The following is a 16,927-nucleotide window of genomic DNA, read 5'->3' on the forward strand; positions in this document are numbered from 1 at the left end:
TTAAAAATAGCAAATGGAGAAGGAGATGATGGATTATGCCAAGGGACCCAAACATCAAAAAAGTCCTTGTGATAGGTTCTGGACCGATAATCATCGGTCAAGCAGCTGAGTTTGACTATGCAGGGACTCAGGCTTGTAGGGCGTTGAAGGAAGAGAACGTGGAGGTTGTGCTGGTAAACAGCAATCCTGCCACCATAATGACTGATCCCAATATGGCTGACCACGTATATATCGAACCTTTGACGCTGCAAATACTCAAAGGGGTAATTGCTAAAGAAAGGCCCGATAGCCTGCTGGCTACCTTGGGTGGGCAGACAGGGCTTAATCTGGCTGTTGAACTGGCAGAAGCGGGAGTGCTTGATGAATATGGAGTGAGGATCATAGGCACTGATGTTCAGTCAATACAAAAAGGAGAGGATCGAGAGCTGTTTAAACAGACAATGCAATCCATTGGCGAGCCAATAATTGAAAGCGTTACCGTACACGACGTGGATAGCGCACTGGAATTTGCCGAGAAGATTGGATATCCCGTGATTGTACGGCCTGCCTATACCCTTGGGGGAACAGGTGGGGGTATGGCCAACAATAGGGAGGAACTTAAGCGGATTGCCTCGGAAGGGTTGAGGTTGAGCAGGGCGCACCAGGTGCTCATAGAAAAATCGGTGGCTGGCTGGAAGGAAATCGAGTATGAGGTGGTAAGGGATGCGGATGGCAACTGCGTCATCGTATGTAGCATGGAGAATGTAGACCCCGTAGGCATTCATACAGGCGATAGCATAGTGGTGGCTCCTGCGCAAACCCTGACCCCGGAGCAGGATGCCATGTTGAGGCGTGCCGCCATAAATATAGTCCATGCTCTCAATATCAGGGGCGGATGCAATATCCAATTTGCGTTGAGCGTTGACGGGCAACAGTATTATGTAATAGAGGTCAATCCCAGGTTGAGCCGTTCGAGCGCTTTGGCTTCCAAAGCCACGGGCTATCCAATTGCCAGGGTGGCTACGAAAATAGCTTTGGGGTACAGGCTTGATGAGATAAAACACAGCATGACGGGTAGGCCTTTTGCTGCACGCGAGCCGGTGGTTGATTATATAGTCCTCAAGATACCGCGTTGGCCCTTCGATAAGTTTGTGAAGGCTGATAAGGCACTGGGTACCAAGATGAAGGCCACTGGCGAGGTGATGGCCATTGGTGGCTGTTTCGAAGAAGCGCTTCTCAAGGCTGTACGTTCACTTGAGATTGGTGTGGACTATCTGCATATGGAGCATATTGCTAAGATGGATGACCAGCAGATAATCAAGGAATTGGACTACAAGACCGATGAGCGCTTGTTTGTAGTGGCTGAGGCGTTAAGGCGAGGTATCTCGATCGAAGAAATTTACAGTAAGACAGCCATCGATCCGTTCTTCCTCAATAAGGTATTGAACATTATACTATTTGAATCTAAGATCAAGCAAAAGGGTGCACACCTTGACAAGCCTATGCTGCTTGAAGCTAAGAAGATGGGCTTTACTGATACAGCTATAGGGAGGCTTGCTGGAATAGCACCTGCTGAGATACGGCGCAAGAGAAAAGAATGGGGGATATATCCTGTATACAGGCCCATCGATACTGGAGCCGGAGATGAGTCAGGCGTTGGGGCATACTACTATTCAACCTACAACGCACAGGACAATGCTGTTAAGGTGAGCAAAAACAAAAAGGTTGTGGTGCTGGGGGCTGGCCCCATAAGGATAGGGCAGGGAATCGAATTTGATTACTGTTCGGTTCACTGTGTGTGGGCTTTGAAAGAAATGGGGTATGAGGCAATCATAATAAACAATAATCCAGAGACTGTAAGTACCGACTTTGATACCTCCGATAGGCTGTATTTTGAGCCCCTATTTCCTGAAGATGTCATCAACGTTCTAGATCTGGAGAAGCCTGAGGGGGTTATGGTACAGTTTGGTGGGCAGACGGCTATTAAGCTGGCACGTATTGTGCATGAGGCTGGATATAGGGTATTTGGAACACAGCCCGAGTATATACACAAGTCTGAAGACAGAAAAGAATTTGACGCTGTTCTGGAAGAGCTCAATATACCCAGGCCACCAGGAACTACTGTATTCACCGTTGAGGAGGCGGTGGCTGCAGCTGAAAGCCTGGGGTATCCCGTACTGGTAAGGCCTTCATACGTGCTGGGCGGGCAGGGAATGGAGATCGCCTATAACCGTGAAAATATAGTTGAATACATGGAGATTATAAACCGCGTTAAGCAGGAACATCCGGTTCTGGTGGATAAATACTTGATGGGCAAAGAAATAGAGGTGGATGCAATATGTGACGGGGAGGACATACTGATACCAGGCATCATGGAACACATAGAGAGGGCAGGCATCCACTCTGGTGACAGCATCGCCGTATATCCAGCGAAGGGCCTTTCAAAAGCCACCGTTGAGCGTATACTAGATTATACGTACAGGCTGGCCAGGGTGTTGCGTATCAAAGGGCTCATCAATATTCAATACATTGAGCACAATGGAGATGTGTATGTAATTGAAGCCAACCCTCGTTCTAGCCGTACTGTCCCATATATAAGCAAGGTGACGGGGATACCGATGGTTGAGCTGGCCGTAAGGGCTATGATGGGACAAGGGCTGAAAGAAATGGGCTATAACCCTGGCCTTTATCCTGAGAAAAACGTTGTGGCCGTCAAAGTGCCGGTGTTCTCCTTTGAGAAATTGCCGATGGTAGAAGTAAGCCTAGGTCCTGAAATGAAATCCACCGGAGAGGTGCTGGGGATAGGCAGGACGTTGCCCGAGGCTCTGTTTAAAGGCCTGCTGGCGGCAGGGTACAACCTTAAAAGGGAAGGCAATGTGCTGATTACCGTATCCAATATCGATAAACAGGAGGTTGTGCCCATAGCAGCCGAGTTTGAAAAGCTGGGATTTAGCATACTTGCCACCAGCGGTACGGCCCACGTGCTGAATTCAAATTGCGTGGCTGCTAGCGTTGTCAACAAGGTAAGCCAGGAGCATCCAAATATAAGCGACTATATACAGCAGGGCAAGATAAGCCTCATAATAAATACGCCTACCAAGGGGCGTATACCGCAGCGCGACGGGTTTAAGATACGGAGAATGGCTGTGGAACATTCCATCCCCTGCTTAACTTCACTGGATACTGCCCGTGCCTTTGTCAGCATTTTGAAACAGAACATCGATGAAACTCGGATTGAGCTGATAGCGCTGGAAGATATAGAGTGAAAGGGGGTAGGCCATGAGGCTCTCGGCTTTTATAAAGGTGAGAGCCTCATCCGCCTTTAGTATGATGAAAGGTTTGGATATGTGCATGGTTGTAGAAAACGTAATGATTGCATCAAATATGTATAAAATGGCATTTTTGTCCAAAGACATCGCTCTAAAAGCCAATCCCGGCCAGTTTGTACATATAAAGGTGCCTGGCGATAACTCGCTGCTTCTCAGGCGGCCCATAAGCATACACGATGTGCATCCACAAGACGGAATGGTAGAGATAGTATATCAGGTAGTGGGGAAAGGTACACGCATTCTTTCAGGTATAAACTCAGGCCAAATTATAGATGTGCTGGGTCCCTTGGGAAACGGCTTTGAGATTCCCAGGGGAATCAAAAATGCCTTTATGGTAGGCGGTGGATGTGGTATAGCGCCCCTTAAGTTTTTGATAAGGCGGCTAAAGGAGATGGGGGTAGTGGTCACCGCATTACTGGGTTTTCGCAATCAAGAGACTGTGTATGGGCTCAATGAGTTTGAGATGCTTTCGGATCAATTGCTTGTGACCACTGATGATGGCAGCTTGGGCAGGAAAGGGCTGGTGACGCAGGTACTTGAGGAAAAACTCCTGCAACAGCTACCTGATATAATGTTTGCATGTGGCCCTGTGCCCATGCTTAAGGCTGTGCAGCGGATAGCTAGGGAATATAATGTACCTTGCCAGATATCATTGGAGGAAAGGATGGGGTGTGGGATAGGGGGGTGCCTTGTCTGCTCGTGTGCCGTTCGCACTCCGAATGGCGATTTTGAGTACAGGAGGGTGTGTAAGGACGGCCCCATTTTTTGGAGTGAAGAGGTGATACTTGATGAAGCCACAGTTGAGCGTTGAAATATGTGGCGTTTCGCTTAAAAATCCTGTCATTGCTGCTTCTGGGACCTTTGGTTTTGGGCGGGAGTACGCAGAGTACGTCGATTTAAACATGCTTGGAGGTATAGCAGTTAAAGGTTTGACGCTTTTGCCAAAGAAGGGAAATCCACCGCCAAGGATTGCTGAAACCCCTTCTGGCATACTAAACAGCGTGGGGCTTCAAAACCCGGGTATCGACTATTTTATTGAGCATGAACTTCCCTGGCTGCTCAAGTATGGTACGCGCATCATAGTGAATATAAATGGCAGTACCATTGAGGAATACTGCAAGATGGCCGAAAAACTGAAGGATGCACCTGTGGATTTTCTGGAACTTAACATATCTTGTCCCAACGTGAAGCAGGGCGGGGTTGCTTTTGGCACCCGTCCAGAAGTGGTGTACGATATTACGCGCAGCGTAAAAGCGCACGCAAAACAGCCGGTATTGGTCAAGCTGACACCCAACGTTGCCGATATAAAGGAAATTGCCGTGGCTGTGGAAAAGGCCGGCGGAGATGGTATATCCCTCATTAACACGGTGCTGGGTATGGCTATAGATGCCAAAAGGCGCCGGCCGGTATTGGCGAATATAGTAGGAGGGCTTTCAGGGCCTGCCATCAAGCCCATTGCTCTCAGGATGGTTTGGGAAGTAGCACGGGTGGTCAGCATACCCATCATAGGTATGGGGGGAATAACCACTGGTGAAGACGTGGTGGAATTCCTCTTGGCTGGTGCTACCGCCGTGGGAGTAGGTACAGCCAACCTCATGTCGCCTACTGCGTGTATAGATATCATCAATCAGCTGGAGGAGTATATGATACACAACGGCATTGAGGATGTGCATGAGCTGATAGGTGGGCTGGAGATTAAACCAACTTTCCGCAAGAAGTCACCATCTTCTATAAGGTGGCGATGAATTGCATATGGAACAGTTCATGATAGAGATAAAAATGCAGCAAAGAATCTAAGGAACTATGGAATTGCATGTATGAGCAGTCAGTAGGGTAGGAACTACCCGAATTCACGCCTGTGGAGATTGGACCTCTACTGTCGAGGACAAAGTCTCGGCAGCAAGTCTGGTCAATGAAGCAGGAAGCCTCCACCTCTAAAGGTGGATGGTAGTTCACAGTGTTAGAATAGGACTCCATATATGAGCGTTATTTTACAACTTATATTTGAACAAAGCAGGTTTGTGGTAAAATAAATGATTAATTCTAAAAAGCGATAAACGAAAGGGGAATAAGTTTATGGATAGGGAAAGGATACTGCAGATATTTAAGGAGACGGGCGTGTTGCTTCAGGGCCATTTTCTTCTAACCTCCGGGAGGCACAGCGGTGAGTATCTTCAATGTGCTAAAATTTTTCAGTATCCTTGGTATGCTGAAGAGGTAACCAGGGCTTTGGCAGAAAAATTCAAAGATGACCATATAGACATAGTGGTGGGTCCGGCCATAGGAGGTATCATCCTGTCGTATGAGATGGGCAGGTGTCTTGGCGTGAAAACCATATTTGCGGAGCGAGAAGACGGCAAGATGACATTAAGAAGGGGATTTGAAATACCTGCGGGAAGCAGGGTATTGGTGGTGGAGGATGTAGTCACCACAGGCGGGTCAGTCAAGGAAGTCATGGAGGTTGTGAGAAATTGTGGTGGAGAGGTAGTGGGGGTTGGAGCCGTAGTTGACAGGAGCGGTGGAAGCGTGGATTTCGGAGTGAAGTTTTGCGCGGTGATATCCATGGATGTCAAGTCGTATGCCCCTGAGGAGTGCCCAATATGCAAGACCGGATTGCCTCTTGTAAAGCCAGGCAGCCGAAATATAGGGAAGGCAAAGGCATAGCTTTAGTAAATAATGTATACACGATGCGGCTCATAATGTGGTGCAACGAAACAGTTTAAGTATTGCATTAGGAAGGTCAATCGACCTTCCTGATGTTTTTTATCTTTTCCTCGGATGGCGTTATATATAAGGTATTATAGCCTTCATATATTACCATTCCTGGCTTTGCTCCGCTGGGCTTTTTAACGTTTTTGCGCGGACAGTAATCCACCGGTACATTGCTGGAATTCCTTGCTTTGCTGAAATAGGCTGCCAGCAACGCTGCCTCCACTAATGTATTTTCAGGAACTGGTTGGCCCCCTGTTTTTATGACCACATGGGACCCCGGGATGTTTTTAGTATGGAGCCATATATCATTGGCGCTGGCCGTTTTAAGGGTGAGACGGTCGTTCTGGTAGTTGTTTTTCCCGACGAATATATCAAAACCGTCAGAGGAAATAAAATGATGGGGTTTTGAAGGGGCAGGGGCTTGCCTTTTCTCCTTTGTCGTCTTTTTGATGTATCCCTGCTCGGCCAGTTCCTGATATACTTCTTCCACATCGGATTCGTCGGTACACTTTTCCAGGCTTTCAAGCAACGCATCCAAATACTTTATCTCTTCTCTGCTTTCTTCTATTTGCTTGGAAACCTTATCTAATGTGTTTTTAGCTTTGGAATATTTTTTAAAGTATTCCTGGGCATTCTGGATGGGCGATTTCTTTTCATCCAGAGGTATGGTTATAGTGGAGCCGTTAGGGTCATAGTAGTTGACCAGTGTAACTTCCTTAAGCCCTTTCGGTATGGAATGGACATTTGCTGTCAAAAGTTCACCCCATAACCGGAATTTGTCGGCTTCTTTTGCCTGCTCCAAATCTTCCAGCTGTAGAGCCAGCTTTTTCTGGCAGCGCTCCAGGTTGGTTTTGATAAGCTTTGAGAGATAAGAGATGCGCTGCTGCAAGCGTTCTAGCCTGTCCCGTTCTGAATAAAAAGCTTCCAGCATTTCGGATACCGATGAATATCTCTCCAGCATAGAGACGGGGTATTGTTGATAGATAAAAGGGAAGATATCCCGTGGAAGACCCGTTTCATCCTTCAACATGGTTGGGCTAAACTGCTTGTGTTTTACGCCATCAAAGAAATCCATGAACGACAGGCATAGCGCTTCCAGCTGTTGTTCGGAAAGCTCCAGGATACCCATTGGTTTATCGCCTAAAGCCCTGTATACTATTTCAAAGGCTGTGGTTGGAGAAATTCCTGTATAGTTGTTCAAGAGGACATTTTCGACTTTCTTGTTTGTTACCATGGATTTTAAAAGGTTCTTAAACGATTCCGGCGTTTCTGATAAGGGGTCTCTTTTATCCTGTGCTGGAGGAGGACTGTACACAAGGCCGGGAAGTACCTGACGAACCCTGCTCATTGACTCGTTTACATGTTTTATGCTGTCTATTATCTTGCCATTCTCATTTACCAGTATTATATTGCTGTGCCGGCCCATAATTTCGATGATGAGCTTCTTTATGGTCAGGTCGCCCAGTTCATTTGTACTTTCGATGTATATTTCGGCTATTCGCTCCAACTGGGGTTGGACTATATCCACAATTCTACCCCCGCTGAGGTGCTTGCGCAGGAGCATGCAAAACATGGGCGGCGTTAAAGGATTGGGTTTGGTAGACTTTACAAGGTGGATACGGGGATGGTTGGCGCTAGCAGACAGCAGCAGCTTTAGCTCTTCATCCCGGGAGCGAATATAAAGGTAAATCTCGTCTTTTTCTGGCTGATATACCTTTTCAATGCGCCTATTGAGTATTTTAGTGCGCAGTTCTTCGATAACGCAGCTCAGTAGAACACCGTCGAAAGCCATCTGGCTCCTCCCTCTTGCAACAATTTTGAATTTTTACTTTTTTCATTATACTACATATCCGCTTGTGGTTTCAAAAATATTTGGTCGAGGTCCAGCTGTCAAAGGAAAAAAGATTTTGGACAAAACCCCATAAAAAAATACAAAACCTGAGAAATATGTGGTAAAATATTTGGCGATGGAGACATACTCAAAAATCCCCCCTAATATAATTAATATCAAGAGATTGGTTGGGGGGGGAGAGCATGTTGAAAGGGAAAAGCGTTGCTTTAATAGCAATTGTTGTTATGATGCTTTTGTTTATAGTGAGCTGCAACTCAATAAAGACTAAAGAAGAGTTTGAGGAGGAATTGCCGCAGGATGTGGTGTCAGAGGGAGAAGCCGAGGATGTTGAAGATAAGAACGTGCGTGAGACTGTGGTGTATTATCAGAACGATGCAGGATATCTGGTGCCGGTGATGCGCAGAATACCCTGGGAGGAAGGCATAGCTAAAGCCACGTTGAGGATGACAATAGATAGCCCTGAAATACAGCAGGACCTCATGGCCATGGGACTTAAGGCGTTGCTCCCCGCGGGTACTCAAATAAGAGGCATGTCCATAAAGGATGGTTTAGCAAAGCTTGATTTGAGCAAAGAGGCCATGGAATGCGAAAACGCTGTGGCCGAGCATAACATGGTTCAGGGGGTGGCGCTTACGCTGGCAGAGTTTGATTCCATTGACAGGGTTCAATTCATGTTTGAAGGAAAGATTGTCGATAAATTGAAATACGGGACCGATGTGAGTAAACCCATTGAGCCTCAGGACGTAAACCTTGAGATTGGTTCTAATGCTAGCAGCAAGGGTGCAAAGGTTACTGTATTTTTCCATTCCAAGCCGGACGCCGTTTATGATTACATAGTTCCGGTTACTAGAATAATTTCGGCTGACAGTGCATCCATTGAGACGGCTATTCAGGAGGTTTTAAATGGGCCTAGCGATGACAGCTTGAGCATGGATATACCTGCTGGTACGCGATTGTTGGGCGTAAAAACGGATAACGGCGTGGTTTCTATAAACTTCAGCAAGGAATTTGGGAATTTGGCGCAGCTGCCGCAGAGTGAACCCTTGGTGCTCAAGTCGATAATAATGACAGCAAAGCAATTCCCAGGTGTGGAAAAAGTTAAAATACTGGTTGAGGGTAAGGAATATGATGGAGGAGAAGTAAGCGTCTCCGCCTTTGCTAATGAGTATTGATAAAACACTGCTTTGTAAAAAGGATTGTATTGCACTTTCAGATAAATCATATAGCTAACATAGGAGGAGTAATGAATGGTTAGGATAGACGGAAGAAAAAATGATGAGTTAAGGCCTGTTAGAATGACTGCCAATTACATAAAAAATGCCAGTGGTTCTGTACTCATCGAGGTAGGCAATACCCGGGTGATATGTACCGCTACCATTGAAGATAAGGTACCGCCATTTTTGAAGGGTACAGGCAAAGGGTGGTTGACAGCGGAGTATGGTATGATACCGGCTGCTACCCAAGTCAGAAAAGCACGAGAGGTTACCAGAGGAAGACCTGAAGGTCGCACACAGGAGATTCAAAGGCTGATAGGTCGCTCGTTGCGTTCGGTTATTAATACCGAATTACTAGGGGAAAGGACCATCTGGATAGATTGCGACGTCATTCAGGCCGATGGTGGAACCCGGACCGCTTCTATAACTGGCGGGTTTGTTGCTCTGGCACACTGTATAAAGGCTTTGTTGGATCAGGGACTTATTGAGAAAAGCCCTCTCACCAGCTATGCTGCTGCTGTGAGCATAGGCAAGGTAAACGATGAAATATTGCTTGACTTGTGTTATGAGGAAGATGTGGTGGCAACAGTTGATATGAACCTTGTGATGACTGAAAAAAGCGAGCTTATAGAGATACAGGGTACGGGCGAGGGTTCACCTTTCGCTCTGCAGGATTTGAGCCTTTTTCTCGAGCTGGGACAAAAAGGGATTAACCAGCTCATTCAATGCCAGATGGAAGTTTTAGGCGAACTAAATAGCTTGGTGGGGCAGGGAAAATGAGACAGATAGTGATTGCAACCAATAATCTCGGTAAAATACAGGAAATTCGCCAAATTCTGGGCGACCTGCCCTTTGAATTATTATCTTTACGGGATGCTGGCATCACCATAAAGGTAGAAGAGGACCAGGATTCATTTGAAGGAAATGCGAGGAAAAAAGCGCTGGAAGTTGCCAAATATACGGGATATCCTGCTCTAGCGGATGATTCAGGTTTAGAAGTTGTAGCGCTTGGAGGCCAGCCAGGAGTGTATTCGGCCCGTTTTGCAGGAGAAGATGCTACCGACGAACAAAACAACGCTAAGCTGCTCAAGATGATGGAAGGCATACCCTATGAGAAGAGGCAAGCCGTATTTCGATGTGTGGTGGTTTTGGCTTATCCAGACGGAAGGATGCTTGAGGCAAAAGGAGAGTGCTATGGCAGGATAGGTTTTAAACCTTCGGGCAGTGGGGGATTTGGCTATGACCCGCTTTTCATTGTGGACGGTTTGGGGAAGACATTTGCGGAGCTTACTCCAGAAGAGAAAAACAGGGTCAGCCACCGCGGGATAGCTTTAAGAAGGCTTAAGGAGTTGATTAAACAGCAATGTTGTAATCTCGATGCCGGCAAAGGTGAGTAACTGTATGCCTTATTCAATATACCTTTATGCCTTGATGGCGTATTTCTAGCGATTAGTTTGCAGAGGTGAAATTTATAAGCAAGGGAAAGAAGTTGCATCATTTTTGTTACAAGGATTGTGGTCAGCAGCCAATCTCACTTCATCAATTGTGGATATGGTTAAAGGGACGGGAATGAACTATGAGAATTGGAGTAATCAGTGACAGCCATGGGAAAAGGTTTGCCATTGACAGGGCTTTGAAGAGCATAGGAGAAGTGGACATGCTTATCCACCTTGGAGATCTGTGTTCCGATGCCCTGTATATGGAAAAGTCATTAGAAGTGCCGGTGGTATATGTCAGGGGCAATTGTGATTTTTCTGGGCAAGCTCCTTATTCAAGGGAGATTGAAGTGAAGGGTAAACTAATATTTTTAACCCATGGACATCTTTACCGGGTAAAATGGGGGACAAGCTACATTGTGGACTTCGCAAGCAAGAATGGCTTTGATGTGGTGCTTTTCGGCCATACCCACGTGCCTGAAGTTTTTTGGGAGGATAACATCGTATTTATGAACCCAGGAAGCGTTTCTCTGCCCAGAGGTGGTGCAAGTCCATCAGCTGGAGTTATTGAGGTGGCAGACGATAAGATTTTGCCGTATATTGTAAAAATCTAAATTGCAGTATTAAATGCAACACCTTTCAAGAAAAAAGCGAGGTACAGATATCCAAATTTTTCTTTAGATTCTCTCAGTACTTGGAGCTCTACCTAGCTGTTTTGCGATGTAGCATATGCTTTTGTCTTCTTTGTGCAGGGCAGCAGTTTGACCTCTCTCGTAGGCATTTAGGTGTGTAAGAGAACGATATTTCGTAGTACAATTATGTTGGGCCATAGTGAGACCTCCATGTATGTTTAGTGGTTTTTGGATATCTATATCATACAGGATTTCTCACTATGGTTCTATAATTTTTGGTGTTTCATTTAATTTTACAACGAACCGTTGACAATAGTAGTAACAAATAGTATATTTTTAATGTATTCTGGATGCAGAGTGAAGACAATATGATATATCAAATTTATATTCATAAGCTTTACACATTAGAGAAGGGGGATTAGCCATTGTTTAAGGATGAGAAAAAGCCTTTGTACATGAAAATATTTGAATATTATGAGCAAAAGATTAAGAATAAAGAGTTATTACCTAATGATCAGCTCCCTACCGAGATGGAAATGGCAAAGATGTTTGGCGTGAGCAGAATTACGACAAAAAGGGCATTGGAGGAACTTGAAAGAGAGGGGCTCATATACAGAAAAAGGGGCAGGGGAAGTTTTGTTCTGGAATATCAGCAAAAAAAGACTAATGAGCCTGGCAGAAAAAATGTGATATCTATGATTGTCCCTGTGTCAAGCATGTGGGGGAGAAATATAGATTATGTCAGAGGAGCTACTAGTGTGATTGAGCAAAGAGGTTATTACCTTACTCTCCATATTACTGAAGATGAAAAACACGAGAGGGAGTTGTTAATGAGTATTCCGAAGGAGGGGATAAGCGGTATTATTTATTATCCTATATCTCGATCGCACTTTGATCTTTTATATGCTATGCATCTTACTGGGTATCCTTTGGTGATCATTGATAAGCATTTTGAATCTCTTCCTATAAGCTATGTTATATGTGACAATTTTGGAGGGGGATATCAATCTGTTACACATCTGGTGGATCTGGGGCATAAAAATATTGCTTATGTGGCATGTTCTACTATTGAATCTGTTAGTACAGTGAGGGAGCGTTTCTTCGGTTACTGTTCGGCTTTGGTGGAGCATGGGCTTCAGATCGATCTCAATCTTGCTGTTTTTGGCTTGGCAGACCAGAAAAAATATATTGCTCAAAGTTGTACATGTAAAACAGATTTTTTAAATCCTGTGTTGGAAGAGCTATTAAAGAAGGGAGTAACAGGTATTGTTGCAGAAAATGATTATATAGCTGTATGGATACAAAACGCTTTATTGGATATGGGAATTAAGATTCCTAAAGAGGTATCTCTAGTCGGTTTTGATAATCTGGATGTATTAGAAGAGGTAGGCGTTTTGCTAACGACTGTGGAGCAGAATTTCTACGAGATTGGTAAAACGGCCGCCGAGATTATCATTGAAATGCTTGAGGGTGGACAGAAACAACAGGTCAAAAAGATTATACCAGTTAAGTTGATTGTTAAGGAGTCTACAGGGCCATGCAAGGTTGTGTAGTATAAATTAAACTGTGGTGAATTTTCAGTATTGTGCAACATTCTATATGTTGTTAGGGAAAGGGCGAAGATTTCCCAGTGTATGCAGTATGTAAGAAAATGTTTCCCAATCTTGATAACGCATATTAGTTTTTACGGTATTTTTCATGTCCTCTCTGAACTACTTTAGAAGGGTACGCTTCGTAAGTAATAAATCACAATTGAGTTGAGTAACGATACCATGCTGGATCTCCCTTTGTATCATACTAAACCATAATAAGCTTTCCTAGAACTAATTTTTGATAGCTCAAAAATATTATTGACATAATATGAGGATATATGATATATTAAAAGCAGACAGCAAGAAGTATGATATATAAATGATATATTAAACCGTGGTGTAGTTTGTTTTATCAAAAGGGTTGTAATATCAAATGGCGAGGTAAGTTGAATGAAAGTCTAGTCGTTTTGTTGAGAGAGCGAGTAATTTCCTGGCAAATAGGCTCAGTGATATTGACTATACTAATATAATCTTGTTTAAACCTTGAGTAAAAAGATGGGACAGGTTTAAGGCCTCAGGAATCACGAAGTTTTTCGGAATGAATGGAAATCAACGGTGCAATCGAATAAATTGAGTTGTTTAGGTTTCATGCAGGATTCCTTTCCTTTTATGGTTTAGGTACATATGTTTAAATAAAAATATAATTTTCAACAGAAGGGGAGTGGATCCTGCTTGAAATAAGAGAGTAAAACCCTAAAAAATAAAGATTTAGGGTTTTACAAAAGCCCCAAGAATGACAAAATGAAGGAGGAGAGGGAAGATGAAAAAAAGATTGTTTTGCTTAAGTATGGTGTTGGTGTTATTTCTTTCATTGGTAGCATGTAGTGCTGATTCTGGTGAGAAGAAAGACACTACAACTAGCGAGAAGGGCACTACAACTACTGAAAGCAGCACAGAAACGGCAAATGATAAAGGCAGTGAAAAGATAAAACTTTCTGGAACGCAGCTCGGTTATAATGACGATCAAATTGCAGCGGCTGAAGCCAAAGGATTGACACCTTTTGATGAATACTATATAGCTGTGCGCAGAACCATTGAAAAAGAATATCCCAATTATGAAGTAGAGTATTTAGACTGGGGTTGGGCTGAAACTTTGGACCAAAAGCAACGTGCTGCTATAACAGCTGGAGATCCTCCAAGTGTGGTAGCAGGGGAAACGTTTATGCCTACTTATGCCAACAGCGGTATACTTGAACCATTGCCTCAGGATATAGTCGATATGGTTAATCCCTCGTTCCTGATAAAGGACAAGAATGGGGTTCCTATGGCGGTGGCTCACAAGGCTTCTATATTCATGCTTTTTTACAATAAGAAGCTATTGGCTGAGGCTGGGTTAGATCCTAATGCAGAAATTAAGACATGGGAAGATTGGCGTAATGCTGCAAAAATTGTTACTGAAAAAGGTAATGGAAAAGTATGGGGCGGCGGTATTCCGACATTCCCTCATTTCGGAGGAGCATTGCGTGTTACCCCATTTTTGCGCCAGAAAGGCACAGATTTTGGTGGGGGTACAAAAATAAATCTGACAGATCCCCGTGTGATAGAGACTTTACAGTTTATTCGTGAAATGAATGCTTATTTCCCACCAGGACTGGGTAACAGTGCAGATGAGGGGCCGTTGTGGGAGGCATTTGAAAAAACACAGAATATAGCTTTCGCAGTCAACGGCTCTTGGCAAGCTGCAGGCTGTAAGCGTAATAACATGGACTGGGGTGTGGCTCCATTACCATTACCTGAAGGTGGACAGATTGGAAACTGCATGGTGGGAGCTGTTTATGTAGGAGTGCCAAAGAATGCCAAGAATAAAGAACATGCATTTAATCTTATCCGAGCTCAACTCAAAAAAGAAAATCTACTAATTTGGTTGAAGGAATCTGTATGTGTACCATTAAAATCAATTATCGAAGATGAGAGCCTTTATGCCGATGATCCTGTTCTTTTAGTGGCGATGAGGGCTTTGCGAGAGGGAACATATTCGGGGTTAACCACCTTTGACAAAAATGATGCTCAGATATGGGAAATCATTAATACGAAGGTATTGGCCCGTGTGACGATGACAAATGATCCGATAGAACAAATTTGTGCTGAGGCTCAGAAAGAAATTGAAAATCTCCTCAAATGAGTGTGAGGGGTGTGGCAAGATAAATTCTTGCCACACTTCCTTTCCATAAAATTTGTTAAAGGATGTTGGAAAGGAAGGAAATTTAAATGTTCGCAGGTGTCCGGTATAAAAGTGTACAAGATGCTAGAATCGAAAGAAAACGAAAAGTTCTAACGCGTTCTCAACGGGAAGCAAGGCGTGCGTATATGATAATACTTCCATATTACATTTATATAGCTTTATGGAGTTTAATACCATTGTTGATAGGATTTTTCTTGGGTTTTACAGAGTTCAATGGGCTGGGTAGCGTGCCCAAATGGGTTGGTTTATCAAATTTTAAGACCTTTTTTGCGACGAGAGAGTATCTCGTGCTTTTATGGAGACAAATATGGATAGGAATGCTCTGCCTTTTTACCAATACAATATTTTCTTTTATACTGGGATTGGCTTTAAATGTTAAGAGCCGTATAAGAGGATTTTTTAGAACAGCCGTATATGTTCCTTCGGTTGCTGCTGTTTCTACAACCACAGCAGTGGTTGTGGCTTTACTGAATCCAGTGGATGGGGGTCTTAATAAGTTTCTTACGCTTATAGGTGCTAAGCCGATTGTATGGAATTATTCACAGTTCTGGATGGTATTTTGGATTGTGGTATACTTTGTTTGGCGTAATGTTGGACCGGCTGCAATAATATGGTTGGGAGGTTTACAATCTATTGATCCTAGTCTTTATGAGGCCGCAAGAGTAGATGGCGCTAAGAAGTGGCAGGAAATACGTTATATTACGATTCCTGGTTTAAAGTTTATTGCAGCATATATCATACTTACTGGCGTAATTAATGTGATGCAGATGTTTGACGTGGTTATGTTTATATCTAGGGGTAATCCTTACGGCAAAACAGATGTTCTTATGTATCGTATATATCGCGATGGAATACAGAGTTTTAATATGGGGATGGCTGGCGCAGAGTCTATTATATTGGGAATGATTACGCTCGTGTTTGCATTGTTGTATTATAAATTGATAGTACGAGGTGAAAAGTAGTGGCCAGATCAAGATTGAGGTTCTCCTATTTAGTATGGTTTATTGTAATGTGTATTGTTTCGTTAATAATGGTATATCCGTTCGTATTTTCTTTCTTGGCTGGGCTTAATGATAAAAAAGATTTTGGACATCTTGGTACACTGCTACCTATTCCCAGAAAAATTGTTTTATCTAATTTTTTATACATTTTTACTCCAAGTGGTATAAGGCCTTTGTGGAATACGATTTTTAGAACTACTTGGTATACTTTGATGGTGTCTCTAATGGCTGTCCTTGTAGGTTATGTAATGGCGAGATACGAGTTTAAAGGTAAAAAGCTTTTTTTCGCAATAATTATTTGTTCACAGCTTGTACCAGGTGTATTAACTTTAATTCCTTCTTTTGTGATGGTATCCAGAATTCCTTTTGCTGGTGGTAATAACTGGATGGGAATAGGAGGAAAAGGTTTAATTAATAATAGATTGATGTTATTTTTACCTTTTGGTTGGGATAAATTATTATGGGTTTTTTTGTTTATGCAATCAATGCGATCTTTGCCTAAGGATCTTGAGGAAGCTGCTGAGATAGATGGTTGTAGTTTCATGAGGATGATATTTAGGATACTTATTCCTTTACAGAAACCAATAATTGCAGTTATCGCTGTTAATACGGCATTATCGACGTGGAATGATTGGTTGACTCCATTCATTTATATAAATAGAATTCAGGACTCAACGTTACCTGCATATGTAGGTATGCTTACTGCGCAGTTACAGGCATTTGGAGAAAGAGATTATCCTAAATTATTTGCGACAGCTACTGTTGCAATTGTTCCGCCGTTTTTAATATTCCTCTTTATGCAAAAGTATATTGTCCAAGGTATTGCTTCTGTAGGAATAAAGGGATAATAGGCGGTTTACTACAGTATTTGTTGAGTGGTTTAGTTAAAATTTTCATTGAAAGTGGTGGGCGAAAACAGGTATAAAAAACTTGTAATAAAAAAATGCAGAAATCATCTACCAAAAATTCATAACGTGTGCTGAAGTTATTTTATTAGA

At 43.4% G+C, this 16,927-nt stretch carries 14 protein-coding genes; 12 read left to right on the forward strand and 2 right to left on the reverse strand.

Annotated features, from left to right (window positions below):
• The first annotated feature begins 35 nt into the window (after positions 1-35).
• The 4 genes from carB (at position 36) to pyrE (ending at position 5,972) form a co-directional block, all read left to right on the forward strand.
• Positions 36-3,245 carry a carbamoyl-phosphate synthase large subunit gene (carB, locus tag JOD02_RS04160; protein WP_204487200.1) on the forward strand — a complete coding sequence of 1,070 codons (3,210 nt, stop codon included), beginning with the start codon at positions 36-38 and terminating at the stop codon, positions 3,243-3,245.
• A gap of 13 nt (positions 3,246-3,258) precedes the next feature.
• Positions 3,259-4,119: a dihydroorotate dehydrogenase electron transfer subunit gene (locus JOD02_RS04165; RefSeq protein ID WP_204487202.1), complete on the forward strand. Its 861-nt coding sequence runs from the start codon at positions 3,259-3,261 to the stop codon at positions 4,117-4,119.
• Positions 4,097-5,053: a dihydroorotate dehydrogenase gene (locus JOD02_RS04170; protein ID WP_204487204.1), complete on the forward strand. Its 957-nt coding sequence runs from the start codon at positions 4,097-4,099 to the stop codon at positions 5,051-5,053. Before JOD02_RS04165 ends, JOD02_RS04170 begins: the two co-directional genes overlap by 23 nt.
• A 331-nt stretch (positions 5,054-5,384) precedes the next feature.
• A complete protein-coding gene (gene pyrE, locus JOD02_RS04175) occupies positions 5,385-5,972 on the forward strand; it encodes an orotate phosphoribosyltransferase (protein ID WP_204487206.1) in 588 nt (195 codons plus the stop codon).
• A gap of 76 nt (positions 5,973-6,048) precedes the next feature.
• Here the strand turns inward: pyrE and JOD02_RS04180 are convergent, their stop codons facing one another.
• Positions 6,049-7,812 (reverse strand): Rqc2 family fibronectin-binding protein, encoded by a 1,764-nt coding sequence (locus tag JOD02_RS04180; RefSeq protein WP_204487208.1) that lies wholly within the window; start codon positions 7,810-7,812, stop codon positions 6,049-6,051.
• Positions 7,813-8,054: 242 nt separating this feature from the next.
• Here JOD02_RS04180 and JOD02_RS04185 point away from each other — a divergent pair, with 242 nt between their 5' ends.
• The 4 genes from JOD02_RS04185 (at position 8,055) to JOD02_RS04200 (ending at position 11,136) form a co-directional block, all read left to right on the forward strand.
• A complete protein-coding gene (locus tag JOD02_RS04185) occupies positions 8,055-9,044 on the forward strand; it encodes a GerMN domain-containing protein (RefSeq protein WP_204487210.1) in 990 nt (329 codons plus the stop codon).
• Between the two features lie 75 nt (positions 9,045-9,119).
• Positions 9,120-9,866 carry a ribonuclease PH gene (rph, locus tag JOD02_RS04190; RefSeq protein WP_204487212.1) on the forward strand — a complete coding sequence of 249 codons (747 nt, stop codon included), beginning with the start codon at positions 9,120-9,122 and terminating at the stop codon, positions 9,864-9,866.
• Complete coding sequence (locus JOD02_RS04195) at positions 9,863-10,483, forward strand: XTP/dITP diphosphatase (protein WP_204487213.1); 621 nt, start codon at positions 9,863-9,865, stop codon at positions 10,481-10,483. Before rph ends, JOD02_RS04195 begins: the two co-directional genes overlap by 4 nt.
• 179 nt (positions 10,484-10,662) lie before the next feature.
• On the forward strand, positions 10,663-11,136 hold the full coding sequence (locus JOD02_RS04200) for a metallophosphoesterase (protein WP_204487215.1): 474 nt from the start codon (positions 10,663-10,665) through the stop codon (positions 11,134-11,136).
• Between the two features lie 63 nt (positions 11,137-11,199).
• On the opposite strand, the gene JOD02_RS04205 is transcribed toward JOD02_RS04200, so the two are convergent.
• On the reverse strand, positions 11,200-11,352 hold the full coding sequence (locus JOD02_RS04205) for a helix-turn-helix domain-containing protein (RefSeq protein WP_204487217.1): 153 nt from the start codon (positions 11,350-11,352) through the stop codon (positions 11,200-11,202).
• A gap of 227 nt (positions 11,353-11,579) precedes the next feature.
• Between JOD02_RS04205 and JOD02_RS04210 the strand changes: the two genes are divergently transcribed.
• The 4 genes from JOD02_RS04210 (at position 11,580) to JOD02_RS04225 (ending at position 16,777) form a co-directional block, all read left to right on the forward strand.
• Entirely contained in the window at positions 11,580-12,707 is a 1,128-nt protein-coding gene (locus tag JOD02_RS04210; protein ID WP_204487219.1) for a GntR family transcriptional regulator, read from the forward strand.
• 799 nt (positions 12,708-13,506) lie between these two features.
• Positions 13,507-14,868 carry an extracellular solute-binding protein gene (locus JOD02_RS04215; RefSeq protein ID WP_204487221.1) on the forward strand — a complete coding sequence of 454 codons (1,362 nt, stop codon included), beginning with the start codon at positions 13,507-13,509 and terminating at the stop codon, positions 14,866-14,868.
• Between the two features lie 86 nt (positions 14,869-14,954).
• Positions 14,955-15,890 (forward strand): carbohydrate ABC transporter permease, encoded by a 936-nt coding sequence (locus JOD02_RS04220; RefSeq protein ID WP_204487223.1) that lies wholly within the window; start codon positions 14,955-14,957, stop codon positions 15,888-15,890.
• Positions 15,890-16,777, forward strand: coding sequence for an ABC transporter permease subunit (locus JOD02_RS04225; RefSeq protein ID WP_204487225.1), 888 nt, complete (start codon positions 15,890-15,892; stop codon positions 16,775-16,777). Before JOD02_RS04220 ends, JOD02_RS04225 begins: the two co-directional genes overlap by 1 nt.
• Positions 16,778-16,927 lie beyond the last annotated feature (150 nt).

Source organism: Caldicoprobacter guelmensis, from assembly GCF_016908415.1.
Classification (GTDB): Bacteria; Bacillota; Clostridia; order Caldicoprobacterales; family Caldicoprobacteraceae; genus Caldicoprobacter; species Caldicoprobacter guelmensis.